General features: G+C 47.5%; 17 protein-coding genes. 7 read left to right on the forward strand and 10 right to left on the reverse strand.

The features are described 5' to 3' along the window. Positions 1–43 precede the first annotated feature (43 nt). Positions 44–1378, reverse strand: a complete 1335-nt coding sequence (locus tag I6E38_RS05690; RefSeq protein ID WP_235393079.1) for an NADP-specific glutamate dehydrogenase — start codon at positions 1376–1378, stop codon at positions 44–46. Positions 1379–1418: 40 nt separating this feature from the next. Continuing rightward, the gene (locus I6E38_RS05695) at positions 1419–2765 is read right to left on the reverse strand and encodes a citrate/2-methylcitrate synthase (RefSeq protein ID WP_235393080.1); all 1347 of its coding nucleotides are present in this window, start codon (positions 2763–2765) and stop codon (positions 1419–1421) included. A gap of 1300 nt (positions 2766–4065) precedes the next feature. Here I6E38_RS05695 and I6E38_RS05700 point away from each other — a divergent pair. From I6E38_RS05700 to I6E38_RS05710, 3 genes are all read left to right on the forward strand, one after another. After that, positions 4066–4725 (forward strand): cysteine hydrolase family protein, encoded by a 660-nt coding sequence (locus I6E38_RS05700; protein WP_235393081.1) that lies wholly within the window; start codon positions 4066–4068, stop codon positions 4723–4725. Positions 4726–4743: 18 nt separating this feature from the next. After that, on the forward strand, positions 4744–5865 hold the full coding sequence (locus tag I6E38_RS05705) for a porin (RefSeq protein ID WP_235393082.1): 1122 nt from the start codon (positions 4744–4746) through the stop codon (positions 5863–5865). A 455-nt stretch (positions 5866–6320) separates the two neighbouring features. Beyond that, the gene (locus I6E38_RS05710) at positions 6321–7310 is read left to right on the forward strand and encodes a hypothetical protein (RefSeq protein WP_235393083.1); all 990 of its coding nucleotides are present in this window, start codon (positions 6321–6323) and stop codon (positions 7308–7310) included. Between the two features lie 116 nt (positions 7311–7426). On the opposite strand, the gene I6E38_RS05715 is transcribed toward I6E38_RS05710, so the two are convergent. The 4 genes from I6E38_RS05715 to I6E38_RS05730 form a co-directional block, all read right to left on the reverse strand. Continuing rightward, positions 7427–9133 (reverse strand): acyl-CoA dehydrogenase family protein, encoded by a 1707-nt coding sequence (locus I6E38_RS05715; RefSeq protein WP_235393084.1) that lies wholly within the window; start codon positions 9131–9133, stop codon positions 7427–7429. Positions 9134–9239: 106 nt separating this feature from the next. Further along, positions 9240–9617: a four helix bundle protein gene (locus I6E38_RS05720; RefSeq protein WP_235393085.1), complete on the reverse strand. Its 378-nt coding sequence runs from the start codon at positions 9615–9617 to the stop codon at positions 9240–9242. A gap of 84 nt (positions 9618–9701) precedes the next feature. Next, positions 9702–10724: an electron transfer flavoprotein subunit alpha/FixB family protein gene (locus I6E38_RS05725; protein WP_235393086.1), complete on the reverse strand. Its 1023-nt coding sequence runs from the start codon at positions 10722–10724 to the stop codon at positions 9702–9704. A gap of 162 nt (positions 10725–10886) precedes the next feature. Further along, positions 10887–11756, reverse strand: a complete 870-nt coding sequence (locus I6E38_RS05730) for an electron transfer flavoprotein subunit beta/FixA family protein (RefSeq protein ID WP_235393087.1) — start codon at positions 11754–11756, stop codon at positions 10887–10889. A gap of 398 nt (positions 11757–12154) precedes the next feature. Between I6E38_RS05730 and I6E38_RS05735 the strand changes: the two genes are divergently transcribed. Beyond that, the gene (locus I6E38_RS05735; protein ID WP_235393088.1) at positions 12155–14227 is read left to right on the forward strand and encodes a DNA topoisomerase 3; all 2073 of its coding nucleotides are present in this window, start codon (positions 12155–12157) and stop codon (positions 14225–14227) included. A 67-nt stretch (positions 14228–14294) separates the two neighbouring features. On the opposite strand, the gene I6E38_RS05740 is transcribed toward I6E38_RS05735, so the two are convergent. After that, positions 14295–14972: a YggS family pyridoxal phosphate-dependent enzyme gene (locus I6E38_RS05740; RefSeq protein WP_235393089.1), complete on the reverse strand. Its 678-nt coding sequence runs from the start codon at positions 14970–14972 to the stop codon at positions 14295–14297. Positions 14973–15150: 178 nt separating this feature from the next. Continuing rightward, on the reverse strand, positions 15151–15642 hold the full coding sequence (locus tag I6E38_RS05745; protein ID WP_235393090.1) for a DUF4494 domain-containing protein: 492 nt from the start codon (positions 15640–15642) through the stop codon (positions 15151–15153). Between the two features lie 194 nt (positions 15643–15836). On the opposite strand from I6E38_RS05745, the gene I6E38_RS05750 reads away from it, so the two are divergent. After that, entirely contained in the window at positions 15837–17849 is a 2013-nt protein-coding gene (locus I6E38_RS05750; RefSeq protein ID WP_235393091.1) for a glycoside hydrolase family 20 protein, read from the forward strand. A gap of 43 nt (positions 17850–17892) precedes the next feature. Then, entirely contained in the window at positions 17893–18648 is a 756-nt protein-coding gene (locus I6E38_RS05755) for a peptidylprolyl isomerase (RefSeq protein ID WP_235393092.1), read from the forward strand. Between the two features lie 732 nt (positions 18649–19380). On the opposite strand, the gene I6E38_RS05760 is transcribed toward I6E38_RS05755, so the two are convergent. Further along, positions 19381–20484, reverse strand: coding sequence for a glycoside hydrolase family protein (locus I6E38_RS05760; protein WP_235393093.1), 1104 nt, complete (start codon positions 20482–20484; stop codon positions 19381–19383). Positions 20485–20612: 128 nt separating this feature from the next. Beyond that, positions 20613–24323, reverse strand: a complete 3711-nt coding sequence (locus I6E38_RS05765; protein WP_235393094.1) for an AlbA family DNA-binding domain-containing protein — start codon at positions 24321–24323, stop codon at positions 20613–20615. 439 nt (positions 24324–24762) lie between these two features. Here I6E38_RS05765 and I6E38_RS05770 point away from each other — a divergent pair, with 439 nt between their 5' ends. Beyond that, complete coding sequence (locus tag I6E38_RS05770; RefSeq protein WP_407936649.1) at positions 24763–26067, forward strand: alpha-L-fucosidase; 1305 nt, start codon at positions 24763–24765, stop codon at positions 26065–26067. The last annotated feature ends 34 nt before the right edge of the window (positions 26068–26101 follow it).

Raw genomic sequence — 26101 nt, forward strand, 5'->3', positions numbered from 1 at the left:
GGAATAGCGAGAGCCTTTTAAAATATGGGTAGGATTTTATCTTTTATACAATACCCTGAGCCATCATTGCCTTGGCAACCTTGAGGAAACCGGTAACGTTGGCACCACGTACGTAGTTGACATAACCGTCGGCCTGAGTGCCGTACTTGACGCAGTTGGCGTGGATTTCGTTCATAATGCCGTGCAACTTGGCATCAACCTCCTCGCTGCTCCAACGCAGACGCTCAGAGTTCTGGCTCATCTCAAGACCAGATACAGCCACACCACCGGCGTTGGCAGCCTTGCCCGGAGCATAAAGCAACTTGGCATCCTGGAACACCTTGATAGCTTCTGGAGTAGAAGGCATGTTGGCACCCTCACTGACAGCAATCACGCCGTTGGCAACAAGTGTGCGGGCATCGTCGCCGTCAATCTCGTTCTGTGTTGCTGAAGGCAGAGCAATGTCGGCCTTCTCGCCCCAAGGACGTGCACCGGCTACATACTTCACGCCGTACTCCTCAGCATACTCACGGATACGTCCACGCTCTACGTTCTTCAACTCCTTAACGTAAGCGAGCTTCTCTGCATCGATGCCGTCCGGATCGTAGATGTAGCCGTCAGAGTCAGAGAGAGTAACAGGGATTGCACCCAGCTGAATAAGCTTCTCAACTGTATACTGTGCCACATTGCCCGAACCACTCACAAGCACACGCTTGCCCTTGATGTCGATGCCACGTGTTTTGAGCATGTTTTCGAGGAAGTAAACGTTGCCGTAGCCAGTAGCCTCAGGACGAATCAGCGAACCGCCAAACTCCTGACCCTTACCAGTCAATACGCCTACGAATGTATGAGTAAGCTTCTTGTACTGACCGAACATGTAGCCTACCTCACGACCACCTACACCTATGTCACCAGCCGGAACGTCCTCGTCAGGACCAATGTGACGATACAGTTCGTTCATAAATGCCTGGCAGAAACGCATCACCTCAGCGTTGCTCTTGCCACGCGGAGAGAAGTCAGAACCTCCCTTGCCACCGCCCATAGGCAGAGTAGTGAGGGCATTCTTGAATGTCTGCTCAAACGCAAGGAACTTCAAGATTGACGGATTTACAGATGCGTGGAAACGAATGCCGCCCTTGTACGGACCAATGGCATTGTTGTGCTGCACGCGATAACCCATGTTGGTCTGCACGTTGCCCTTGTCGTCAACCCATGTCACACGGAATGTGATGATACGATCTGGAATACAAAGACGATCAATAAGATTGGCGCGGTCGAATTCCGGATGACGGTTGTACTCCTCCTCGATAGTACCGAGAACCTGGCTTACGGCCTGAATATACTCAGGCTCGTTGGGGAAGCGCTGCTTAAGGCGCTCTACTGTTTCAATTGCATTCATTCTTTTATGGTGTTTAAGTTTTATCCTTAATGTTAAGTGTTTATCTCTCTGCCAACGGACGATACTCCTTCACGCCAAGCACATTCTTGTATGCAGGACGTATTATTCGACGGCCGTCCATGTTCAACTCCTCAATTCGGTGTGCCATCCATCCTACGATACGCGCCATGGCGAATATCGGAGTGTAGATTTCTTGCGGCAATCCTATCATCTCATAGATGAAACCAGAGTAGAAATCGACGTTGGCACAGATAGGTTTCTTGGTGTTGCGATGGGCCTGGACACACTTGATGCCTTCCTGCTCAAGCAGTCGCAAGAATTCATATTCCTTCTCTCTGCCCTTCTCTCTTGCCAGTTCGCCAGCCAGTCGCTTCAGCTCCTTGGCACGCGGGTCGCTCAGTGTGTACACAGCATGACCGATGCCATATATCAGACCCGTCCGGTCGTACACCTCCTTGTTGAGTATTCGGTTGAGATAAGTGTCAATCTCGTCAATCGAAGTCCAGTCATGTATCTGCTCCTTGAGGTGATGTATCATGTTTATCACCTTGATATTGGCACCACCATGAAGCGGACCCTTCAGCGAACCTATGCCGGCAGCAATGCTCGAGTAAGTGTCGGTGCGCGATGAAGAAGTTACGCGCACGGTGAACGTAGAGTTGTTACCGCCGCCATGCTCAGCCTGAATGATAAGCAGGAGGTCGAGCATGCGAGCATCAAGCTCGGTGAAGTCTTCATGCTTGAGCATATAAAGGAAGTTCTCGGCTATCGACATGTTCTCACGCGGATGTCGAATATGCAGCGAACGGCCCTGCACGCTATGACGATAAATGTTGTATGCGTAAGCTATCACAGTTGGGAAACGTGCAATCAGTTCCACCGCCTGACGCATCAGGTTGTCGCGCGAGAGATCGTCGGGATTGGGGTCGAACGTGTACATCTCCAACACGCTACGCGCAAGGATGTTCATGATGTTCGAACCTTCAAGGTCGATGATGTGAACGATTGTCTTGTGGTCGAGCGACATGTTCTCGTTGATAAGCTCACGGAATGCGTCAAGATCCTCTTTGTCGGGCAAATTTCCCGAAAGAAGCAAATAGGCGATTTCTTCAAAGCCGAAACGGCGCTCATTTATAATAGGTGTAACAAGGTCGTCAAGCTCATAGCCACGATAAAACAATTTGCCCTCGGTAGGCTCCAGATGTCCGTCGTCCGATCGCTCGTAGCCCACAACATTACCAATGTTGGTAAGTCCGACAAGCACACCGCTTCCGTCCTCGTTGCGCAAACCGCGCTTTACGCCATACTTCTGAAACAAATCGTTGTCTATCTTGCACGAGTTCTTAACCTCGTCAGACAATTTGTAAATCAAATATTCCTTGTTCATAAATGCTACCGTTTATTGATTGTACGCTTTTGGGTGTTATCTATCTCTTTACCTTTACGGTGCATGCCGACTAAAAACCATTGTTCAACAATTCTGTGCGGCAATAATGATTATTCGACTGCAAAAATACGAAAAATATTTTATTTCGTCATATTTTTCTCAAAATAAATTACTAAATGACAAGAAAAATAGCAAAAACCGACAATTTGAATAAAAACAACACAAAAATACCCCCAAAAACAATATGTATACAATAAAGACCCCGAATAAGACTATCTACACCTTTATACTTACATTTTTTCATATATGTGTGGGAACACGGAACTTTTTTTCAAAAATAAACGTCAAAAAAGTTTGGAGTGTGTAAAAAATATCATATCTTTGCATCAGTTATCCTGAAAACAATCTTTTTACCTTAAAGAAAGGCTAATACCTATTGAAGATTTGAAGCGGTCGCCTGTGAAGGCTGTCGCTTTTTTTTTGCCCTATATTTCGGAATTTTGTGATAACAGAGCCACAAAAGAATCAGGAATTTTGTGATTTTCACAACAAAAACATATGGAAATTTGTGATTTTCGAGTCGTTTTCCTTTGGAATTTTGTGATAAAGTATTATGCAAGACGGCAAGTTCTATACCTTCCCCTACTTCCTGACATTCCTGCTCAAGCGGTTTGTGAGGAGAGAAAGGCAATAAAAAAATCCTTGCAACAACGGCGATAATGCTATAGGCTTAGTTACAGAGTCTATAGCATCATCGCCGTTTTAAGGATATTCGTGTACAATACCTTTTCTATTAATTACAAACGAATCTTATTTGCCATCTGATATTTCTTTCTTTATATCTTCTTTATCTATGGTATAGACATGGTTAAGTATACCAAACGATACGTTTTTGGTCTTTCCCTTATAATTAACCTCTCCAACACTAAACAGAAAGTAATTGTTTACTCTCAGACGCGACTCAAGAAACTGCCAAACAAATATTTCATCTACAAATTTAGATAAAAATTCCGATTTTTAAGCCAGTTGTGAAAAAAAACAGAAATGAGAAACGTTTCATACCTGTGTATAAGGCTATTCTTTACAAAAACATCTTTTCATAAAGAACATTCTTACAGATTGCAAGCAAAATAACTCTATTTGATTACATTCCGTAATATTTACTTATTGTAATATTGCTATATGTAAGCATAATTTATATTTACTGTACATTATGTTATTATTTAATTGTTTATAATAACAAAATGACGAACTTTGCACTCACAAAATAACACAATGTAATAATTTAATAAGTAAAGTTATGAAAAAGATTGTATTGATGGTAATGATGGCGATGGCAGTTCTTACAACCAACGCTCAGAGCGAGTATCCTACATCTAAGGTAGAGAAGCATGATGTGGCTATTCTTGTTATTGACATGCAGAACGACTTTGTTGACCCAAAGGGCAAGTTGTGTGTAGCGGGAGCAAAGGCTACCGTTCCGGCAATCAACAAGCTTATTGCTTATGGAAGAAGCAAGAACTGGAAGGTGGTTTGGATAACACGTGACCACAGAACTTCGGGTGTTGACGTAGATGCTCCACGTATTCCACTCTTTGTTGACGGTAAAACAGGTTATTGCGTTCACGGCACATGGGGCGGAGCTCTTGTAGATGGACTAAAACCGGAGAAAGAAGACATTATGTCGCCTAAGTACAGAAACTCAGCTTTCTTCAACACCAATCTTGACCTTATGCTGAGACGTATGGGAGTAAAGACTGTGGTATTGGCTGGCACACAGTATCCCAACTGCGTGAGAGGTACTGCCAACGATGCCATGAGCTATGATTATGAGACCGTTATCTGTACCGACGCATGCTCTGCAAAGACTCCTGAGGTGGCTGCCGCCAACGTTTTTGACATGAAGAATATGGGAATCAAGTGCATCTCATTGGACGAGATAGAAAAGGAATACAAGTAAATAAAAACGGCTATGCTTATGAGAAGACTATGCATAAGTGCCATTCTGACGACCATGTCTTCGCTCTCTCTGTTTGCCCAAAAGGCAGCTTGGTGCGACAACATAAGGGTATCGGGCTTCGCAATAGCCCAATACCAATGGTCGAACCCAAAAGATAATGAAGCCAACACTTTCAATCTCCGAATGGCAAGAGTGGCTTTAGACGGCAAGGTGGCAGGCGACTTCTACTGGAAGACACAGATACAGATAACCGGCAACACTTCTACTCTCGCCAGTTCGCCACGTCTGGTTGACTTGTTTGTAGAATGGCAAAAATACAAGGCTTTCAATTTACGGCTTGGCGAATTTCAAGTGCCGTTCACATTTGAAAGCCCTATCCATCCTATTGATGTAGGCTTTATGGACAACGGACAGGCTGTGCTGAAATTGACGGGCTATAGCGACCGTTCGGGCATGCACTCCAGCAATGGCCGTGATATCGGCATCATGGCTCAAGGCGACTTCTTGAAGAATGCCAACGGCAGAAATCTTCTTCATTATGCCGTAAGTGTTGTCAACGGACAAGGAATCAATCTCAAAGATGTGGACCAAAGAAAGAATCTTGTGGCCAGTCTTTGGGTGATGCCTATTGAGGGGATGCGAATTGGTGTGTCAGGTTGGGAAGGTTCTTATTCCAGAAAAGGCAACTGGACAGATGAACAGACGGGAGAAAAAAGAAGTGGAGTGAGAAGCCTGCCCCAACACCGATATGCCATTAGTGGAGAATATGCTTCTGAGGGATTCACTTTCCGTTCTGAATATGTTCATTCTACTGGAAATGCCTTTGCCAAAACCATGACTGACACTAATGACGGTAGCGCATCTGATTGCAATCTGTCTGCTATCGGCAATAAAGCTGACGGTTTCTACGCTTTGGGGATTATACCAGTGATTAAGAATAAAGTGAATGTAAAGGCTCGATACGACTTGTATCGAAACAATGCAGAATGGAATTCTGCAAAAACATTCTACGAAGCTGGCGCGGATTATTATTTCACCAAAAACTTGAGACTCTCGGCAGAGTATGCCTTGGTGAACGACCGCAATCTCAACAAGCATAATTATAGTATTATCAATACTGAACTGTCAATCAAGTTTTAACCCAAATCGGCCATTGCAGTAACTCCCAGGTGGTACAGGAACAGTAATTATTTATCTGTATCTTATTACACTTAAATGTTATAAAGCAACAAATTCAATTATAAATCCATTCGTTCCTTCTTCGTTCTCTCTTCATTAGCTATTCGATACATCTCCGTTATGCCTTCATTATACCTTCGTTATGTCTTCTCTTCGTTAACAGAGGAAGATCAAATTCACTACGGAGGATGAACGAGTTCACTACGGAGGATAATCGAGTTCACAACGGAGGATGAACGAAGAACGAACGGATGATGAACGTATAGGGGCGGATACGCTCTTCGTTCAAAACTCATGGTATTGAGCATTAGAATTCACAACACTAACAACTTCTTTTAGCTAAAAATTCCTGTTACATTTCATTTTCAATTAAATAAATCGTATATTTGCAAATACAATAACAAACACGTACGAATATGATAATACATGTAGCCAATCCTATTTACGACTCCGTATTCAAATACATTATGGAGGACGAGCGTATAGCCAAAACCATTCTGTCGGCGCTGCTGAAGAAAGAAGTGGTTCATGTAACTGTGAGGCCACATGAATACAGCAACACTACACGCGACACGCTGTCGATGTTTCGCATTGACTTCGCGGCTACTGTACGCGAGAAGGAAGGCAATGAGATAAAGGACCGCATTGTGCTGATTGAGTTGCAGAAGACTTGGCTCAACACTGAGACGCTGAGATTCCGCCAGTATCTTGGCGCACAATACAACAACAAGAACAATATCCGCGAGGCCGACGAAAAGGGCTTTGCCTACCCTATGGTGGCTGTATATCTGCTTGGCCATAAAGTGGGCAACATCAAGGAGCCGATAGTATACGTAAACCATGACGTTTTCGACTATAACGGCAACGTCGTTGCTGAGGGCAATGCCGAACCTTTTGTAGAGAGCCTTACGCACAACAGCATCATTGTGCAGATACCACGACTGCAAGGCAACGTAAACAACCGTCTGGAGAAGGTGCTTAGCGTGTTCGACCAGACCAATGTAGAGGGCGACACGCAGCAAGTGCTTAAGATTGACGAGGACAAATATGCCGACGACAACGACATGATGTATGTGCTACACAAACTCACCGCCGCTGCCGCCAACTCAGAAATGAGACAGGACATGAATGTGGAAGACGAATTCTACAAGGCGATTGAAGACCGCGACACGGCAATCATGCAGCGAGACAAAATACTGAAAGAGCAAAGTGAACAGATTTCACAGCAAAGTGAACAGATTTCACAGCAAAGCGAACAGATTTCACAGCAAAGCGAACAGATTTCACAGCAAAGCGAACAGTTGAAGAATATGGCTAAAGCATTGTCGGCAAGCGGACAGAGCAACGAACAGATTTCGCAGATGACAGGAATGAGCGTTGCTGAAATTGCTCATTTGCTGGAATAAAACTTTAAGGGGAATAATACCTTACTGGAATAAAACTACATACGAAACGACATTGAAAAAGGAGACTATGGCAAAACAAACCATAGTCTCCTTTTCTATTATGTATATACTATATTTTACTCAGCGCGGAAGCTCGGGAGGTCTTCCTTAACAAAGTTGGTAATGTAGGCATGCTCGCCAAAGACGTTGGCCTGAGCCATGCGAACATATACGTTGGCACTCTTGGCAAAGAGTTCTGCCGAACGTGTGGCATCCTCGAGGATAAGGAGCGACATGATAATCTCGCAAGTCATGTTGTAGAGGCGGCGTGCGAGGAAGTCGTGCATATCCTGATCCTGTGCCTCCTTGACGTACTCGAGAGCCTGCTCATAGAGCTTCACCATCTCAACGACGCGAGCCTTCAGCGGCTTCAACTCGTCAGCAACGTCCTTCTCAAGCATCTCCTTGATGATAGAGAGGTATGTGCCGTTAGAGATGTAGCGGATGGCTGCCACAACCTGAAGCTGTGTTGTACCCTCGTAGATAGAGAAGATACGTGCGTCGCGATACAGACGCTGACACTTATACTCCATGATAAAGCCCGAACCGCCATGCACCTGAATGGCGTCGTATGTGTTCTGGTTGGCATACTCAGAGTTCATACCCTTTGCCAGCGGTGTGAAGGCATCGGCAAGACGTGAGTACTTCTTCAGTTCCTGACGCTCCTCGGCTGTGAGCTTGCGCTCGCGCTGAATGTCCTCAAGAGCCTTGTAGATGTCTACATAGCGTGCTGTCTGATAGAGGATAGAGCGACCTGCATCGAGCTTTGCCTTGATGCGGGCAATCATATCGTAAACGGCAGGGAACTTCACAATCTCTGTATCAAACTGCTTGCGCTCGCGTGCATATTTCAGAGCCTCGTCGTAGGCTGCCTGGCTTACGCCTACCGACTGTGCGGCGATGCCAAGACGTGCACCGTTCATAAGAGCCATGACGTACTTGATGAGTCCCAAACGTGTGGAACCACAAAGCTCTGCCTTGGCGTTCTTGTATACAAGCTCGCATGTAGGTGAGCCATGGATACCAAGCTTGTGCTCGATGTGACGAACAGTAACGCCACCGTCGCGCTTGTCGTAGATGAACATCGACAGACCGCGACCGTCGCGTGTGCCTTCCTCAGAACGTGCAAGCACGAGGTGAATGTCAGAATCGCCGTTGGTGATGAAACGCTTAACACCGTTCAAGCGCCATGTGCCGTCTTCGTCCTGAGTAGCCTTGAGCATAACGCGCTGAAGGTCGGAACCTGCATCAGGCTCGGTCAAGTCCATTGACATGGTCTCGCCTGCACAAACACGCGGGATGTACTTCTGGCGCTGCTCCTCCGAACCGAACTCGTAGAGAGTCTCTATACAGTCCTGAAGCGACCAGATGTTTTGGAAACCTGCGTCTGCACACGAAACAATCTCCGAAGCCATAGAGTACGGAGTGATAGGCATGTTAAGTCCGTTGTAGCGGCGAGGCATAGAGATACCCCACAAGCCAGCCTGACGTGTAGCCTCGATGTTGTCGTAGGTCTTCGATGCGTAGTGCATACGACCGTCTACAAGGTGCGGACCCTCAAGGTCAACATCCTCCGAGTTAGGCTCGATGATGTTGGCAGCGATGTCGCCTGTAATTTCAAGCACACGCTTATAGTTCTCGATAGCGTCCTCGAAATCGACGGGCGCATCCTCAAATTTATCTTTGTCGGCGTAGTTGCGCTCCTTGAGTTCAACGACGCGCTGCATTTCCGGATGATTAAGATAGAAATCGTATTCCGGATGGTCGGTATAATAGTTAGCCATTTTTGTTTTATTTAAGGAGTTAATGGAAGTTAATGGAAGTTAGCTCGCTTTGCGAGCGGAAGTTAACGGACAATACCTTTATTTATTAAGGATACTTCCGACGATTCTATTGCTGTTTTAAAGCGTTGTCGTTCATTATACCTTTGCAGTAGGCATTTAGGTACCAACTTGTTTTGTTTATAAGTGATTCCATTTCTACAAACACAGACTCATTAATATATCCCAAATCTTTAGAAAGAATTATGTAATATCTACTCTCTTCCAAACTTCCTTGGGCAATATTCATAAATCTGAGTTTATCTGCTTTACCCATTTTTTTGTATCCTTCTGCAATATTAGCAGGTATAGACACTGCTGCACGTTGGAATTGCGAACACAATCCGAATTTCTCATATTCAGGAAAACTTCTTGTAATGCTGTATACCTGCAATACAAAAGAATGTGCAAACTGCCACGCTTTTATTTCCTTAAATGAATATGTCATAAATTCAAATTGTCAGTACATTTGTCCGTTAACTTCCTCAGCCGCAGGCTGAATAACTTCATTCTAACTTCTAATAACTCCCAACTATTTATTATTTGCTTTATAGTACTTGATGAGTTTCGGAAGCACCTCTTCAACAGTGCCAGTAATGACATAGTCGGCAATCTTGTTGATAGGAGCGTCGGGGTCGTTGTTCACTGAGATGATGATGCCTGAATCCTGCATACCAGCGATGTGCTGAATCTGACCTGAGATACCGCAGGCGATGTAAACCTTCGGGTGAACAGTCACACCTGTCTGACCAATCTGACGGTCGTGGTCGCACCATCCTGCGTCAACTGCTGCACGGCTTGCGCCTACCTCACCGTGAAGTTCCTTGGCAAGCTGGAAGAGCAGGTCGAAGTTCTCCTTTGAACCTACACCGTAGCCACCTGCTACAACGATGGGAGCACCCTTGAGGTTATGCTTGGCAGCCTCAACGTGACGGTCGAGCACCTTTACTACATAGTCAGCCTCGGGAACATACTTGGCAACGTCGGCGTATACAACCTCGCCCTTTGCCTCGCCCTCGTAAACAGCCTTCTGCATCACGCCGCTACGAACGGTAGCCATCTGCGGACGGTGGTCGGGATTGACGATGGTAGCCACGATGTTACCGCCGAATGCCGGACGAATCTGATAGAGCAGATTGTCGTAGTGAGTGCCGCTCTTCTTGTCGTCGTAGTCGCCAATCTCAAGCTCTGTACAGTCGGCTGTCAATCCGCTGGTGAGCGATGAAGAAACGCGCGGACCGAGGTCGCGACCGATAACCGTTGCACCCATGAGTGCTATCTGCGGCTGCTCCTCCTTGAAGAGGTTGACAAGAATGTCGGTATGAGGAGCTGATGTGTAGGGGAAGAGTCCCTCAGCGTCGAATACAAAGAGTTTGTCGACACCATAAGAGAGTATCTGATCCTCCACCTTGCCCTTGATGCCTGTTCCGGCAACAATGGCGTTGAGGTCGACTCCAAGCTGGTTGGCAAGCTTACGACCCTTGGTGAGAAGTTCCTGAGACACTTCCTGTACCTGAGTGCCTTCTATCTCGCAATATACAAATACGTTGTTCATATTTTCTGATTTAGGAGTTTTGAATTTTGAGTTTTGAATTATGCGCTCTGCGCATTTTGGGTTTATCATTTTTGAGTTATGAATTCTTCATTCAAAAATTCAAAAAATCAACATTGCGGCTGTGCCGCAACAATTCAACATTCAAAATTCAACATTCAAAATTTAACCAATAATCTTTTCGTCCAACAATTCCTTGATAAGACCCTCAATGTCTGCGTCGCAGCCTGTGAGTGTCTTGCTTTCCTTAGCCTGGAACACGATGTTCTTGACAGCCTTCACCTTGGTAGGCGAACCGCTCAAACCGCACTGCTGCGGGTCGCCATCAACATCGGCAACTGTCCACTGGTTGAGTGTGAGATAAGGACGCTCCTCGTAGAGGTAGTTGTACTTATTCTCCGAATTGCGCTCCATAGGAGCTGTTGCACGCTTGTACTTCATCACGAGCTTGGCATTGGCCGGACGGCACGGAGCTGCAGAACCTGTCACTGTGACAACGAGCGGCATGGGAGCCTCAACTGTCTCTACGCCACCATCAATGTGACGACGGATTGTGAGTTTGCCGTCCTCGCACTTGAGGATTTCCTCGGCGTATGTCACCTGCGAGAGACCGAGCTTCTGAGCAACCTGCGGACCTACCTGGGCTGTATCGCCGTCGATAGCCTGACGACCACCGATAACTACGTCTACATCGCCAATCTTCTGAATGGCTGTAGCAAGAGCGTAAGATGTGGCGAGGGTGTCGGCACCAGCAAAGAGACGGTCGGTGAGCAACCATCCTGTGTCAGCTCCGCGATACAATCCCTGACGGATTACCTCAGCTGCACGGGGAGGGCCCATTGTCAATATACCTACTGTTGAGCCAGGATTCTGCTCTTTCAGACGCAGAGCCTGCTCCAATGCGTTCAAATCTTCTGGATTGAAGATAGCCGGCAAGGCCGCACGGTTGACAGTGCCTTCGGCTGTCATTGCATCCTTACCGACATTTCGTGTGTCGGGTACCTGCTTGGCAAGTACAACTATTTTCAAACTCATATATTAATAAATTATTGTAATATCTAAGTTGCAAAAGTAATAACTTTATGTTACGCAGCCAAATATACGGCTCAGAAAATGCCATTTACGCATAACAAAATTAACCTTTATTTTAGCTAATGCGTTCATTATGATATGTAAAAAGGTAGGCTTCAATACCTATTGTACCAAAAATTATAGCTAACTTTGCAGAGTTTTTTCAATAATAACAAAAGTACTGAACTTTCGCAAGTTCAGAGAATTCAGTAGTTAAAGGAGTTAAGAAGTTAAGCCAAATGCTTATAATGCTATATCAAGCAAAAAAACTAATGGCTTAACTCCTTAGCGACCGTAGGGCGCGACAACTCCTTAACTTCTTAACTACTTTCGCTTGCGAAACTAAAATAAAAGTAGTAATAATGATTGTCTGTATAGCCGAGAAACCAAGCGTAGCCAAAGATATAGCCCGAATATTGGGCGCAACGAGTGCCCATAATGGATATATGGAGGGCAATGGCTACCAAGTGACGTGGACCTTCGGCCATCTTTGTACGCTGAAGGAACCTAACGACTATACCGACATGTGGAAGCATTGGAGCCTTGCGTCGCTGCCTATGATTCCACCACGTTTCGGTATTAAGCTTATTGACGACGACGGCATAAAACGACAGTTTGCCGTAATTGAACGACTCATGCAAGCCGCCGACGGCATCATCAACTGCGGTGACGCCGGCCAGGAGGGTGAGCTGATTCAGCGATGGGTGATGCAGAAGGCTGGAGCGAAGTGTCCTGTCAAGCGACTGTGGATTTCATCAATGACAGACGAGGCCATACGCGAGGGCTTTAACTCGCTCAAGGACCAGGAAGAATACCAGCCGCTGTACATAGCCGGACTGAGCCGTGCCATTGGCGACTGGATTCTTGGCATGAACGCCACCCGTCTTTACACCCTGAAGTACGCCCAGAACCGACAGGTGCTGTCCATAGGACGTGTGCAGACTCCTACACTGGCTCTAATCGTAAACCGCCAGAAGGAAATCGACTCATTTGAGCCGGAGCCTTACTGGGTGCTCGCCACAGTCTATCACGACACCACTTTCACCGCAACTAAGGGCAAATTCACAACCAAGGAAGAGGGCGAGGCTGCATTTGCAACCATAGCCGACAAGCCTTTTACCGTCAACACCGTAACGAAAAAGAACGGTACGGAGGCTCCGCCACGTCTGTTCGACCTGACTTCGCTACAGGTGGAATGCAACCGCAAGTTTGCTTACAGTGCCGAGACCACCCTGAAACTCATACAGGGACTGTACGAGCGCAAGCTCACCACATACCCGCGTGTTGACACCCAATACCTCAGCGACGACATCTACCCCAAGTGTCCGTCGATACTGTCGGGCATAAGCCGACACTACGAAGCACTGATGCAACCCCTATTGGGTAAGAAACTCACCAAATCGAAGCGTGTGTTCGACTCGTCGAAGGTGACCGACCACCACGCCATAATCCCCACCGGCGTACCGGCAACAAGCCTTACGGACATGGAACGCAACGTCTACGACCTCATTGCACGCCGATTCATTGCCGTGTTCTATCCCGACTGCAAGTTCTCTACCACTACCGTATTGGGTACAGTGGACGAAGTGGAGTTCAAGACAAGCGGAAAGGAGATTCTGTCGCCTGGATGGCGCGCCGTCTACGCACAACAAAACGACTCTGCAACGAACGATGACGAGGAACACAAGGACGAAGAGCGCACCCTGCCAACATTCACCAAGGGCGAGAGCGGACCTCATACGCCTACGCTGAGCGAGAAGTGGACCACACCGCCCAAGTACTACACCGAGGCAACGCTGCTCAGAGCTATGGAGACAGCGGGTAAGTTTGTAGAGGACGAAACCCTGCGTGCTGCACTGAAGGAGAACGGCATCGGCCGACCTTCGTCGCGTGCTGGAATCATAGAGACCCTCTTCAAGCGCCACTATATCCGACGCGAGCGCAAGAACCTTGTGGCTACGGCTACCGGTATTGAACTGATAGACATCATTCATGAGGAACTGCTCAAGAGTTGTGAGCTGACTGGTATATGGGAGAAGAAGCTGCGCGACATCGAACACCGCAAGTATGACGCTGCCGACTTCATCAACGGACTGAAACAGCAGATTACGGAGATTGTATACGACGTGCTGCGCGACAACAGCAACCGCCGTGTCACCACCCTGACCGAAGAAGACTTGAAAAAGAAAACAAAAATGAAGGCTTCACCCAAAACTGCGAAGCCGTCTGCCAAGGGTGCAGCAGCCAAGGAGCAAAAGCCTGCCGCCGCCATTCCTACTCCACTTAAGTCAGAACAAACGCCAACTGCCGACGACAGCATAATAGGAACGGTGTGCCCGCTATGCGGCAAAGGCACTATAATAAAAGGACGCACGGCATACGGATGCAGCGAGTGGCGCAACGGATGCACCTATCGTGCCCTGTTCAAGCAATAACTCGATTGAGCAATGGATATAATTATTAAGCCCGATGTCAGCAATTGTGACATCGGGCTTATTTTGTTCAATACGCTCTCTCTCCAAATATGTAAGTGCCCACACGCACCATTGTCGAGCCGCACTCGGCGGCAATATGATAGTCGTGGCTCATTCCCCACGAACGCTCACAGAAGTTGTCGTCGTCGGCAAAGTAGCGCTGCTTCACCTCGCTGAAGAAGTCGGCAGCCATACAGAACTCGTCGCGTATGAGTTTGGTGTCATCGACATGCGATGCCATCATCATCAGTCCGCATATCTGCACGTTCTGCAACTCGCGCCATTCGCCACCCTCAAGCAGTTCGCGGCAAGCGTCGAGCGTCAGTCCATACTTGGTTTCCTCCTCGGCTATGTGCAGTTCCAACAGCACCTTAATGACACGTCCGTTGGCCTTTGCCTGCTTGTTTATCTCGCGCAGGAGCTTGAGCGAGTCAACGGCGTCAATCATCGAAATGTATGGAGCGATGTACTTCACCTTATTGGTCTGCAAGTGTCCGATGAAGTGCCACTCTATGTCATTAGGCAATTCACCCACCTTACGTGCAAGTTCCTGCTCACGGCTTTCGCCGAATAGGCGCTGACCGGCGTCGTATGCCGCCTTGATACATTCAGACGGATGAAACTTGCTCACAGCAACCAGCCTTACACCTTGCGGCAGGCTGCTCTTGACTTCGCCCAAACGGCGTGCAATGTCTGTTGTTTCCATAGCCTAAACCTTATTATAATTGAGAATTGAGAGTTGAGTTTTTTAGGTTGAGAATTGAAAGTTGAGAGTTGAGAGTTATGATATGCATTGTCGTTAACAACGATAACAACATTATAATTAAATATAGGTAATCATAACTTTCAACTCTAAATTCCCAACTTTCAACTATCAATTGAATTTATCCCTCAAACTCTGGCTTATCGTTCTTCTCCTCCTTCTTGGCAGGAGCGTTGTGCTCGAATACATCCATAATCTTTGTTTCAGATATGTTTGCAATGATGTAGTCGATGGCAGTCTTGCCCATAGCGTCCTCAATATTCTTTACGGCAGCATTGAATGTTGCTGCCTGTACGAGGAAGTTAACAGCCGAACGCTTCTCCTTGGCAGTCTTTTCGTCGATAGTGATGAACGAGAGTTTGGCTTTGTACCAGCGGTCGTCGGTATCGCTATCGCTGAAGAAGATTTCGCCATACGAAGCCGGTGAAATGTTCTTCACCTCAAATTCGCCAGTCACGAAAGGCTCCATCTCCTTTGTGATTGTCTCCTCGGCCTCGCCGAAGGTCAGAGCGTCAACTACATATATCTCATTAACCTTCTTCTGTCCTGCATCTTCTGTCTGGCGCTCGTAGCGCACGGTGGTTTCAAACCAGTTTGCTGTTCTTGATCTCATTTTCCTGATATGTTATGTTATTATTGTCTTTATCCACTTACTTTTGTTTTGAACGGCAAAAGTAGCAATTTATTCTGACATACGAAATAACATACAGCCTTAAAATTACTTATAAAAGGACTCCTTTGCTTTATTATTCGGGAATTTTTGTATAAATTTGTGGCTTAACTATAACACGCAAACCTATTTATTCTATGAACAAGTCATTATACACAATCGCTGTCGCCGTAGGCTCTCTGTTGATGACTACGGACGCCAACGCCCAGAACCTCTTGCCTAAGCCCCAAACGTTTAAGGCTGGCAAGGGCTATTTCAGTACAAGTAATCCAACCGTAAAGATTGTCAACGAGGCTGGACCAGATGCCGAGAACATCTACACCCGCTCTTGGCATCAATCCAACAGCGCCTCTGCCAAGCAGACAATCAAGTTCACCAAGTTACAGAACGCCTCGTCGCCCGAAGCCTACCGACTGCACGTCACAGCCGACTCCATCGTAGTGAGCGCTGCTTCGGCTGACGCTTTCCGCTACGCATGGCAGACCATAGGCCAGCTCAAGACCAAGCAGGGCATCATGGCTTGCGACATCGACGACGCTCCAGCCTACAAGTGGCGCTCGATAATGCTCGACGTGTCGCGCCATTTTGAGCCTGTCAGCTTCATCAAGAAGCAGATTGACGTGATGGCGCAGTACAAGTTCAACCGTCTGCACCTCCATCTCACCGACGCTGCGGGCTGGCGTATCGAGATCAAGCGCTATCCGCTCTTGACGCGTATGGCTGCATGGCGACCCGAACGCACATGGAAGGAGTGGAGCAACAACGGAGCCAAGTACACTATGGAAGGCTCTGCCGACGCTCATGGTGGCTACTACACTCAGGACGAACTGCGCGAGTTGGTGGCTTACGCTGCCGAACGAGGCATCACGATTGTTCCCGAAATAGAGATGCCAGGCCACTCAGCCGAAGTGATGGCTGCCTATCCCGAACTCTCGTGCACGCATAAGCCATACGAGCAGATGGACTTCTGCGCAGGTAGCGTGGCTACATACGACTTTCTTGAGAACGTGCTGAAGGAGGTGATGGACATTTTCCCGTCTAAATACATTCACGTCGGAGGCGACGAGGCTGCCAAGCAGTCGTGGGGCGACTGTCCGCTGTGCCAGCGCAAGATGAAGGAACTGGGATGTGACAAGGACGGACTGCAGGCAAATCTTATTGCCCACTTCGGTCGCTTCCTCAACTCTTACGGCCGTCAGCTTGTAGGTTGGGACGAGGTGATTGCCGGCAACTTGGCACGCAACACTACCGTCATGGTGTGGCGTGGACTTGAGAAGGCACACGAGGCTATCGAGCACGGCTACGACGTGGTGCTCTCGCCGGGTGCCTACTGCTATCTCGACGCTTACCAGGACGCTCCGCTCTCGCAGCCCGAAGCCATCGGCGGCTACCTGCCGTTGGAGAAAGTGTACAGCTATGTGCCGGGCGAAGACCTGCCCGAAGCCGAGCGCAAGATGATAACCGGCATCCAGGGCAACCTCTGGGCTGAATATATCCCCACTCCCGAACACATGGAATACATGCTCTATCCGCGTGCTTTGGCTATAGCCGAAGTGGGATGGAACGGCACCGAGCACAAGAACTATGCCGACTTCCGCCGTCGCGCTATTGCACAATGTGACCTTCTGCAAAAGCAGGGCGTTAATACCTTCGACATCCGACATGAGAAGGGCGAGCGACCCGAGTCGAAGAAGCCCACCAAGCACAAGGCTCTTGGCTGCAAGGTAATCTACAACCGCCCCTACTCTAAGCAATACGTAGCCGGCGGCGACCAGTCGCTCGTGGACGGAATACGTGGCGGATGGACCTACGGCGACAAGAAATGGCAGGGCTTTATAGGCAAGGACTACTGCCTCGACGTCACTCTCGACCTCGGTTCGGTGCAGAATCTGTCGTCTGTCTCGGTCGACTTCATGCAGGCTTATGGCGCATGGGTGTTCTTCCCCGAAAACTTCAAGGTGTCGGTAAGCAACGACGGCAAGAACTTCAACGAGGTCTACTCTACAACATCAACAGTCGACAAGAGCATCCAGTCGGGCTATCGCACACTGGCATGGAAGGGCCATAGCAAGGCTCGCTACGTACGTGTGCAGGGCAATACGACAATGGACGGCGGATGGCTATTTATCGACGAGATTGTTGTGAAGTAGCGACTATTGTAATGAAAGCATAAAACTCAAACCATTTTATATTATGAAACAATACATATTAATAATGTATCTGGTGATAGCTGCGGTGGTTTCGGCAAACTGCCAAACCTCCGTAGTGAAGCCGGGCGAGCGTCCTGAGGTGCTGATTGAGACCACGATGGGCAACATACGTGTACAACTGTACAACGAGACTCCGCTCCATCGCGACAACTTCCTTAAGATTATACGCGAGCACCACTTCTACGATTCGTTGCTGTTCCACCGTGTCATTCCCGACTTCATGATTCAGGCGGGCGACCCTTGGAGCAAGAACGCGAAGAAGGGCGAGGAACTTGGCGAACACTCGCTCGACTATAACATCCCTGCCGAAATACGTCTGCCCGGTATTTACCACAAGCGTGGCGCTCTGGCAGCAGCCCGCGAGCCGGACAATGTCAACCCGAAGCACGAGTCGAGCAGTTCGCAGTTCTACATCGTCTACGGCAAGAAGCAGAGCGAAAAGGCTATTGCCCGACAGCAGCACCGCCTCGACTCCGTCTTCAACGACAGCATCAAGATGACGCCCGAAATGATTGAGCAGTACACAACGGTGGGTGGCACGCCACATCTCGACGGAGGATACACGGTATTCGGTGAAGTGCTGGAAGGAATGGACGTTGTGGACAAAATTCAGCACGTAGAACGCGACAAGAACGACCGCCCCATAGAAGACGTACGGATACTCAAGGCTACTATAATAAAAGACCTGCCAGGAATGGAAAAGAAGCCCAAGGCAAAGCAAAAGAAAAAGCGTGCGTGAAGAACGCACACAACATTCGTGTGATTAGTGAAATTCGTGGTGAAGTACAGAACACGAATCACTCGAATTGAACGAATTAATTCATGGTGAAATTCACGATTAATTCATGATAATTCGTGACTGAAAACCGCACAGCAAACATAAAGTCTTAAAGTCACGAATTACCACGAATTGTCCATAAATTAAGACAACCGATTATAATCGCAAACTATATTCGTCCATGAATTAAGACAAACCTATTATAACGCACACAACATTCGTGTGATTAGTGAAATTCGTGGTAAAGTTCCGAACACGAATCACTCGAATCACACGAATCAATTCATGGTGAAATTCACGATTAATTCATGATAATTCGTGACTGAAAACCGCACAGCAAACATAAAGTCTTAAAGTCACGAATTACCACGAATTGTCCATAAATTAAGACAACCGATTATAATCGCAAACTATATTCGTCCATGAATTAAGGCCAACCGATTATAACGCACACAACATTCGTGTGATTAGTGAAATTCGTGGTGAAGTACAGAACACGAATCACTCGAATTGCACGAATCAATTCATGGAGAAATTCACGATTAATTCATGATAATTCGTGACCGAAAACCGCACACTTTCAAAAGGACTCATTTTGGCTTCCAAAACGAATCTTTTTGCCCTTCAAAACGAGTCCTTTTATACACGCAAAACGAGCCCTTTTAAAATGCCAAAAGGACTCGTTTTTTGTTTTTACTTTTCAAGTTTCTTCAACACCTTCTCAAGTTCTGCCCAATGCTCTTCGGTCATGTCATTGGGAGTGAAGATGCTGATGCCGTGGGCACCGGCAGCCATCGATGTCTCAACAGCCTCGGCAATCTCCGACGGAAGGAGTCCCGAGTTCTCAGGATCAATCACCTTGTCCTTGTTGCGCCAGTCGTGGCAGATAAAGATACCACTATATAATAAGGTGTTGCGACCCTTAAGCGACTCAGCCTCTTCCTTGGTCACCTTGCCAACCCATGCTGCCGGCTCCATATAGAAGTCGTTGTAGTTCATTGGGAACACTGCGTCGAGGTTCCACTTGTTCCACTGCTGGCGCACCATCCACTCAGCGTAGCTCTTCGGACCGGGGAACACGTCGGCACTCAACTTCTTGCCCTTGGCGTGAACAGCGTCGCTAATCTGGTTGACCAGAGCCGTGATGGCATCGCAGCGGAACTGAGCCCACTCCTTTATCTTCGACGGGTCGCACACCTTGGTGATGTCGATACCGCTCTGCTTCTTGAAAGCAGCCACACAGTCGGGGCAGTAGCAGAAGTCGGCCTTGGCATACTCGCCGTTCATCACGAGTCCGTACTTGTCCCAAAGTCCGCGCGCCAGAATTACGTCAGCGTAGCGGATGTAGTCGAGCTGAACATAGTCAACCTCAGGAATTTCGGCAATCTGCTCGAATGTTGTGGTGAGGAACTTCTTTACTTCCTCGTTGCGCGGGTCGAGCGTAGTATAATAAGGTACGTAAGGAGGATTGTCGCAAGCCGACTCACCCAATCGGTTTACTGTGTACCAGCTCTTCGGCTTGCCTCCGGGAGTCATTGTAGGCACCCATGCATGATATTCCAGACCTACCTTCTTGGCTGCTTTAGACGCTGTGCGGATCTTCTCCATATCCATTCCAGCGTTGATGCACACACCGGTAACGCCATGCTTCTTCCAAGCCTTGAAGTCGGCAATAAGCGATTTTTCGGTAGCTTTGTCGGCATAGCCCGACCAAGCATACACTGGAATCTTGTTGCCCTTGGCACTTGCACACAATGCGGAGAGCGCCACGGCAAGAGTTAGAAATAGTTTTTTCATGCTGTTTGTTTTTTTATTTATAAATAGATGTTTTTTAGCATTTGATGTTATGATGCAAAATTAAAAAAAAATATCGAATTAAACGTTCTCTATAAGCGTTATCATGCCAATAAATAATAAAATACATATTACTTACCCAGCTGTTTTTCGATAGCCTTCATAGCTTTCTTGCCGTCTTGTTTCTTTGAGTCGGCACCAGCCTTGTCGTTGCTTATGTCGAGGAAATTCTTGTATTGTATTCTGTCGTTGGGAGTCAACGACAGAATCTCGCACTCAATTATCTGGTCAATCTGACCTGTATAGAACGGACGCATGCAGGTGTTGAACGTGCCCTTGTCCAGACTTTCTACGCTGATGAAGCGATAGTAGTCGGTATTCTTCGAGTGGAATAGAATCGACAGTACATCGTCGGGCATGGCAGGACTCACAAATACTATCTTCGACTTATTGTTGATGGGCTTCTCAACCCACTCTTCAGTATCGACGAGCTCGTCGATGTGTATCTTTGAAATCTCGCCAGTCTCGTACACCACAACCAACATACCTTTCAACTCCTCATCATAGAGGCCCAACGAGAGGCAGTCGTACAGTTTCTGAGGCGTTACGCTGTATTGGTTGTCGTTGAAGATGTTGATGTACGTAGACAAATCGTCCGACTGTATGTCATCGTCCTTATGGCGATACATGCGTATCTCGCTTGTCTTTATAGAGTCGAGTCCGGTGGTAAACTCCAACGGACGACCGTCTTTCTGCTCCTCCATGTCAGTTACGACATCCGTGGCAGTATGCTTTGCTGCATCAACTATTTCGCTGACAAGCTGCTGGTTGATGGTAGGTGCCATCTGGAGTCGGTTGCTGATAAACGCATTTTGATACTCCTCAGAGACATGGCGCGACGACGTGCCGCGTCGCTCGTAGAACACACCGTCGATGCTAATGGGTTGCGGGCAGGGCTTGATATTGATGACGTAGACCGTAGTGTGGGCATCCTCGTCGAAAGAGGTGCTGATGCAATGGTCGGCAAGTTCGCCGGGCACAAGCATCTGGTTGATTTTGTTGCGCACATAGGTGTCGTACTTGTCCTTGCTGCCCCCAAAGAGCGGGTGCTTGAGGTCTTCTTCTATGCCACGCTCAAGGTGGGTCTTGTCGTCGACACCGATGTAGAGCACGCCACCCTCAGCATTGAGGAAGGCGCATATTTCCTCCATAATCTTATGCGTCTGACGAGAAGGGTCGGGATGCATGGTGTCGGGAGGACAGATGACAGACGTCTTGAACTCCTTGGTGAACGTCTCCTGACCGTAATCCTTCTTCGGATTCTCTTTTTTCTGCAGCTTCAGTAGTTCCTTGATATGCTCATGCACATCGCTTGCCTGCGCAAGCATATTGGTCTTCTTCATGAAGTTGAACGAGAGGATGAGCTGCGCCAGCTGTACGAGGTCGGGATTTGACGTCTCGCAGGCTATCTCACACAACTCCCTGTTATGCTCGTCATGGCCGAGATAGCTCACAATCTGAAGTTTGCGGAACTGCTGATGTAGTATGGAATGCTGTGTGAAGAACTCGGCATTGTTCTGCTGGAAGCGATTGATGAGGTCTGCTGATATACTGTTGTTGATATCAAACTCGTAGAGAAGTTCGATGAGCGCCATCTTGCTTGCATAGTACTTTATCTGCTCTTCGTCTTCCATGACGTGAGCCATCATACGACTGAATCCAAGATAGTTGTACGCCTTAATGTAGTCGTTTTCGAGAGAAGCCACATTGTCTATAATGTTCATTATCTCCCTCACGCGTTCCTTCTCTATCACATCAGGACCTTCCACTTCCTCTTCTGTCTCAACCGTCTCCTCATAGACATCGCCACCGGATAAGATGTTAATGAGATTATTGAATGCTTCAGCCAGTGTGAGCTGCTTTTCGTGTGCGATGCGTAAGAATATAGCATTCATAAAGCCAGGTCTGCCGCCTTCAATACAGCCCACCTCGATGACAGTGCCTTTCGGCATCTGTATCGGTGTATTGCCCTCATCGTATCTCACAGCCATAGAAAAGCCCTGTTCGCTCACTGCATAGAATGGTAAAAGCGTGTTGCCACCCGTCACCACACAATACATTTTGTCGGTGTAGTCGATATTATCGTAGCGGTAGTCGTTGCACAATTTGTCCAAATAGGTCTTCGACTCGAAGCGATAGGTACCATCCTCCAGTTGCTCTACAACATTAGCGCTGAAAATCATCGGCTTGCCGTTCTTCTCGAAGGAGAACAAGCCCACCGTAGGAGTAGCATAGCCCACCATATCGGCCATGCGTATCACGCCGCGTCCCACTACATCATCTGGGTCAACTACAAGACACTCGAATGTAGGAGTCTCGGCAGCGGTCTGCTTGGTGATGATAATGCCATACTCCTCGCCTAATTTGGGACGAGAATACACCTCAGATTTCTTCTCAAGACGTTTGTTTGTACTGATGATGTTGTTTAAGGCATCTGCCCAAATGCGCTTGTAGGGCTGTATCGACTTGCGGTTCTGCTTGCCTATAGGCGAAGGCTTGGTAAACTGCCGCACCTGAAGATTGTGCCACAGCTCAAGATAGTCGGGCACCATGTCGTGACAAAAGTCGGCATCGTAGGCTTTCGGAACAATACTGATGGTGTTGTTGCTCACAAGTATGTCGGCATCCTTACCCTCATACTTCAACGAGGATATGCCATCCGGGATAAACTCCTTCACCTGGTTGTATATGACGTTAACCATACGGTCGGGGTCGTCCGTATAGTTTATCATGTGAGGCTCTTCCTGAATGACACCGATGAGCGTGTGGTAAGCCACATCGAGCATCTTCATAGGGTCGATCACGCCCACCTTTGCACAATAGCGGTAGAGCATGGAGAGATTGAGAATGGGGTCGATAAGCATATCGTCGTCATTCTCCGCAAGATTGAACTGCAGAGCAAGCGACTGTACCATGTTAGCCAATGCCTTACGGTCTACAGTCAGGCGGTCCTGATTATTGTCGAGCGACTGGATGAAGAACTCCAGCAGCTTGATCCACACTATCTTGAAAGGCGGACGCTTCCAGTTATTGATGTCGCAACTACGCAGAGTGTCAAACACCTTTGGCATCATCTCGTCGAGAAACCCAGAGCCACTCTCGCCCTTCGATTTTATAAGGAATATGCACATCATGATGTAGAACATCTTCTTCGGATGGAACACATATCCGGTTTTCTGCAACTTTCGAAGAAGTTCGTCAATCATCTCACCTTCCTTTTCCGACTTGACATATTCAAGAGCCTGTATGTAGTAGCCTATCTGCTCTATGAGCGTACTGAACCGCTCCTCAAGCACCTCACGCTCATTGACATTGCAATCTTTAAGCAACGTACTATTTTCAAGTACGTCAAGACATGACTTTTGTATGTTTCTCAGCTTGTCAATGTCGGTGAATTGGTCCTTGCACACAGTGTATATCCACTTGTAGCATTCGGAATCGAAATAGCCGGAAAGGTTGTCAGAAAGAAGCAGATTCGTAACCGACTCGGCATACTCCATCTTCGTATCGAACAAAGCCTTCATATTGTCGAAGCCTATCGTGAACTGACTCCGTTCGACACTAATCTTCTCTATCAGCTCCACCACACATCGCTTGTCGCCTATTGACTTTATCCTGCACTTTATCTTTGGAGTAATCGTAGGGTTTATCTGATATTTTTTGTCAAGATAAGTCTGATAGCCGAGGTCGTCCTTGAGAAGATAGAACGTAGGCGTTGTCTTTTCAATGCGATACATCACCTCATCACCTTCCTTGTAATGCCGCCTTAAAAGCGTTTGCATGTCCTGGGTTATATAACAATAGTTTTCCGACTTTTCTATCCTACAGACAATCTCTCCAGGATTTCCTTTTCCTACCTGTTCTTGGACCATATGAACACGAATCAACTTTTCTTCGTATTCAACTATATAAATTTTTGAAAGTTCATCTACTCGCTGAACTTTTAGCGTAAGAATTTCTGCCATATCAGTTTATAATAATAAAAAAAATAAAGTTTCGGTTCTATTCTGCAAAAATACAAAAAGTAGAACAAAAAACAACATTATATCTTTATAGTTTAAAAATATAAACGTTGATGTTCCAAAGTTAAGCAATTAATCACTATCATTGAGATTTTTTGATTAACTTTGCAACATATTATCTAAATATCAACTTAAGAACTAACAATTTACATTTATGAAAATCAAGCGCATATTGTGCTCCATGCTCTGTGCGGCTGCCATGACTGGCGCAGTTGCACAGACTGCTATACCGGGCGAAACCGAGGAGCAGAAAGACAAAAGAATGGAGTGGTTCGACCACGCCAAGTTGGGTATATTCATACATTACGGCATTTACGCTGTCAACGGCGTGTCAGAGAGTTGGTCGTTCTATAACAGCTATCTGCCCTACGAGCAGTATATGAACCAGTGCAACGGCTTCACAGCCAAGAACTACGACCCAAAGGCATGGCTCGACCTCATCAAGGAGAGTGGCGCTAAGTATGCAGTTCTCACCACCAAGCACCACGACGGCGTGGCTCTGTGGAACACTAAATACAGCGACCTGAACACTATCAAGGCTACAGCAGCCAAGCGCGACATCGTCACTCCGTTCGTTAAGGAAGTGCGCAAGCACGGACTGAAGCTCGGACTCTACTACTCGCTCATCGACTGGTCGCACCCCGACTATCCTAACTTCACCCGTACCGAGACACGCTACAACGTTAAGGACGATCCTGCTCGTTGGCAGAAGTTCCTCAAATTCGACTTCGACCAGCTCGACGAACTCAATCAGTACAAGCCAGACCTCTATTGGTTTGACGGCGACTGGGAACAGAACGCCGAGACTTGGAACGCCAAGGGAATGTCAGAATTCCTGCGCAAGGCAAACAAGAACGTCATCATCAACTCGCGCATCCAAGGCTATGGCGACTATGCTACACCCGAGCAGGGCGTGCCCGTGGTTCGTCCTGCCGACAAGCATTGGGAGCTTTGCATGACTATGAACGACTCGTGGGGCTATCAGCATGCCGACACCAACTACAAGTCGCCCTACATTCTGCTGCGCACATTCGTCGACTGCCTGTCAATGGGTGGCAACATGCTGCTCGACATCGGTCCGAAGGAAGACGGAACCATCCCCGAGGAGCAGGTAGCAATACTCAAGGAGTTCGGTCGCTGGACAAAGAAGCACAAGGAAGCCATCTACGACACACGTGCCGGTATTCCTGCCGAACACTTCCAGGGATACACCACCCTCAACAAGGCTGGCGACATCCTCTACCTTTACCTCCCCTACAAGCCTAACGGTCCTATCGAAGTGAAGGGCGTTATGAATAAGGTCAACCGCGTTTGGGTTGTAGGCGACGGCGAAATAATCCAGTCGAAGGTCTACAACAAAAACTATTGGAGCGAAGTTCCAGGCAATCTCTACATAGATGTGCCCGAGCGTTCACTCGACCCGATGATAACCGTAGTAGCAGTATTGCTCGATGGCCCGATAAAGCTCTATCGCGGAGCTGGTAAGGTTATTGAGAGTAACTAAGGCCCCAAAAACCCCAAGCCCAACCACCCACAAA

The sequence above is a fragment of the Leyella stercorea genome (assembly GCF_021531355.1).
GTDB lineage: Bacteria > Bacteroidota > Bacteroidia > Bacteroidales > Bacteroidaceae > Prevotella.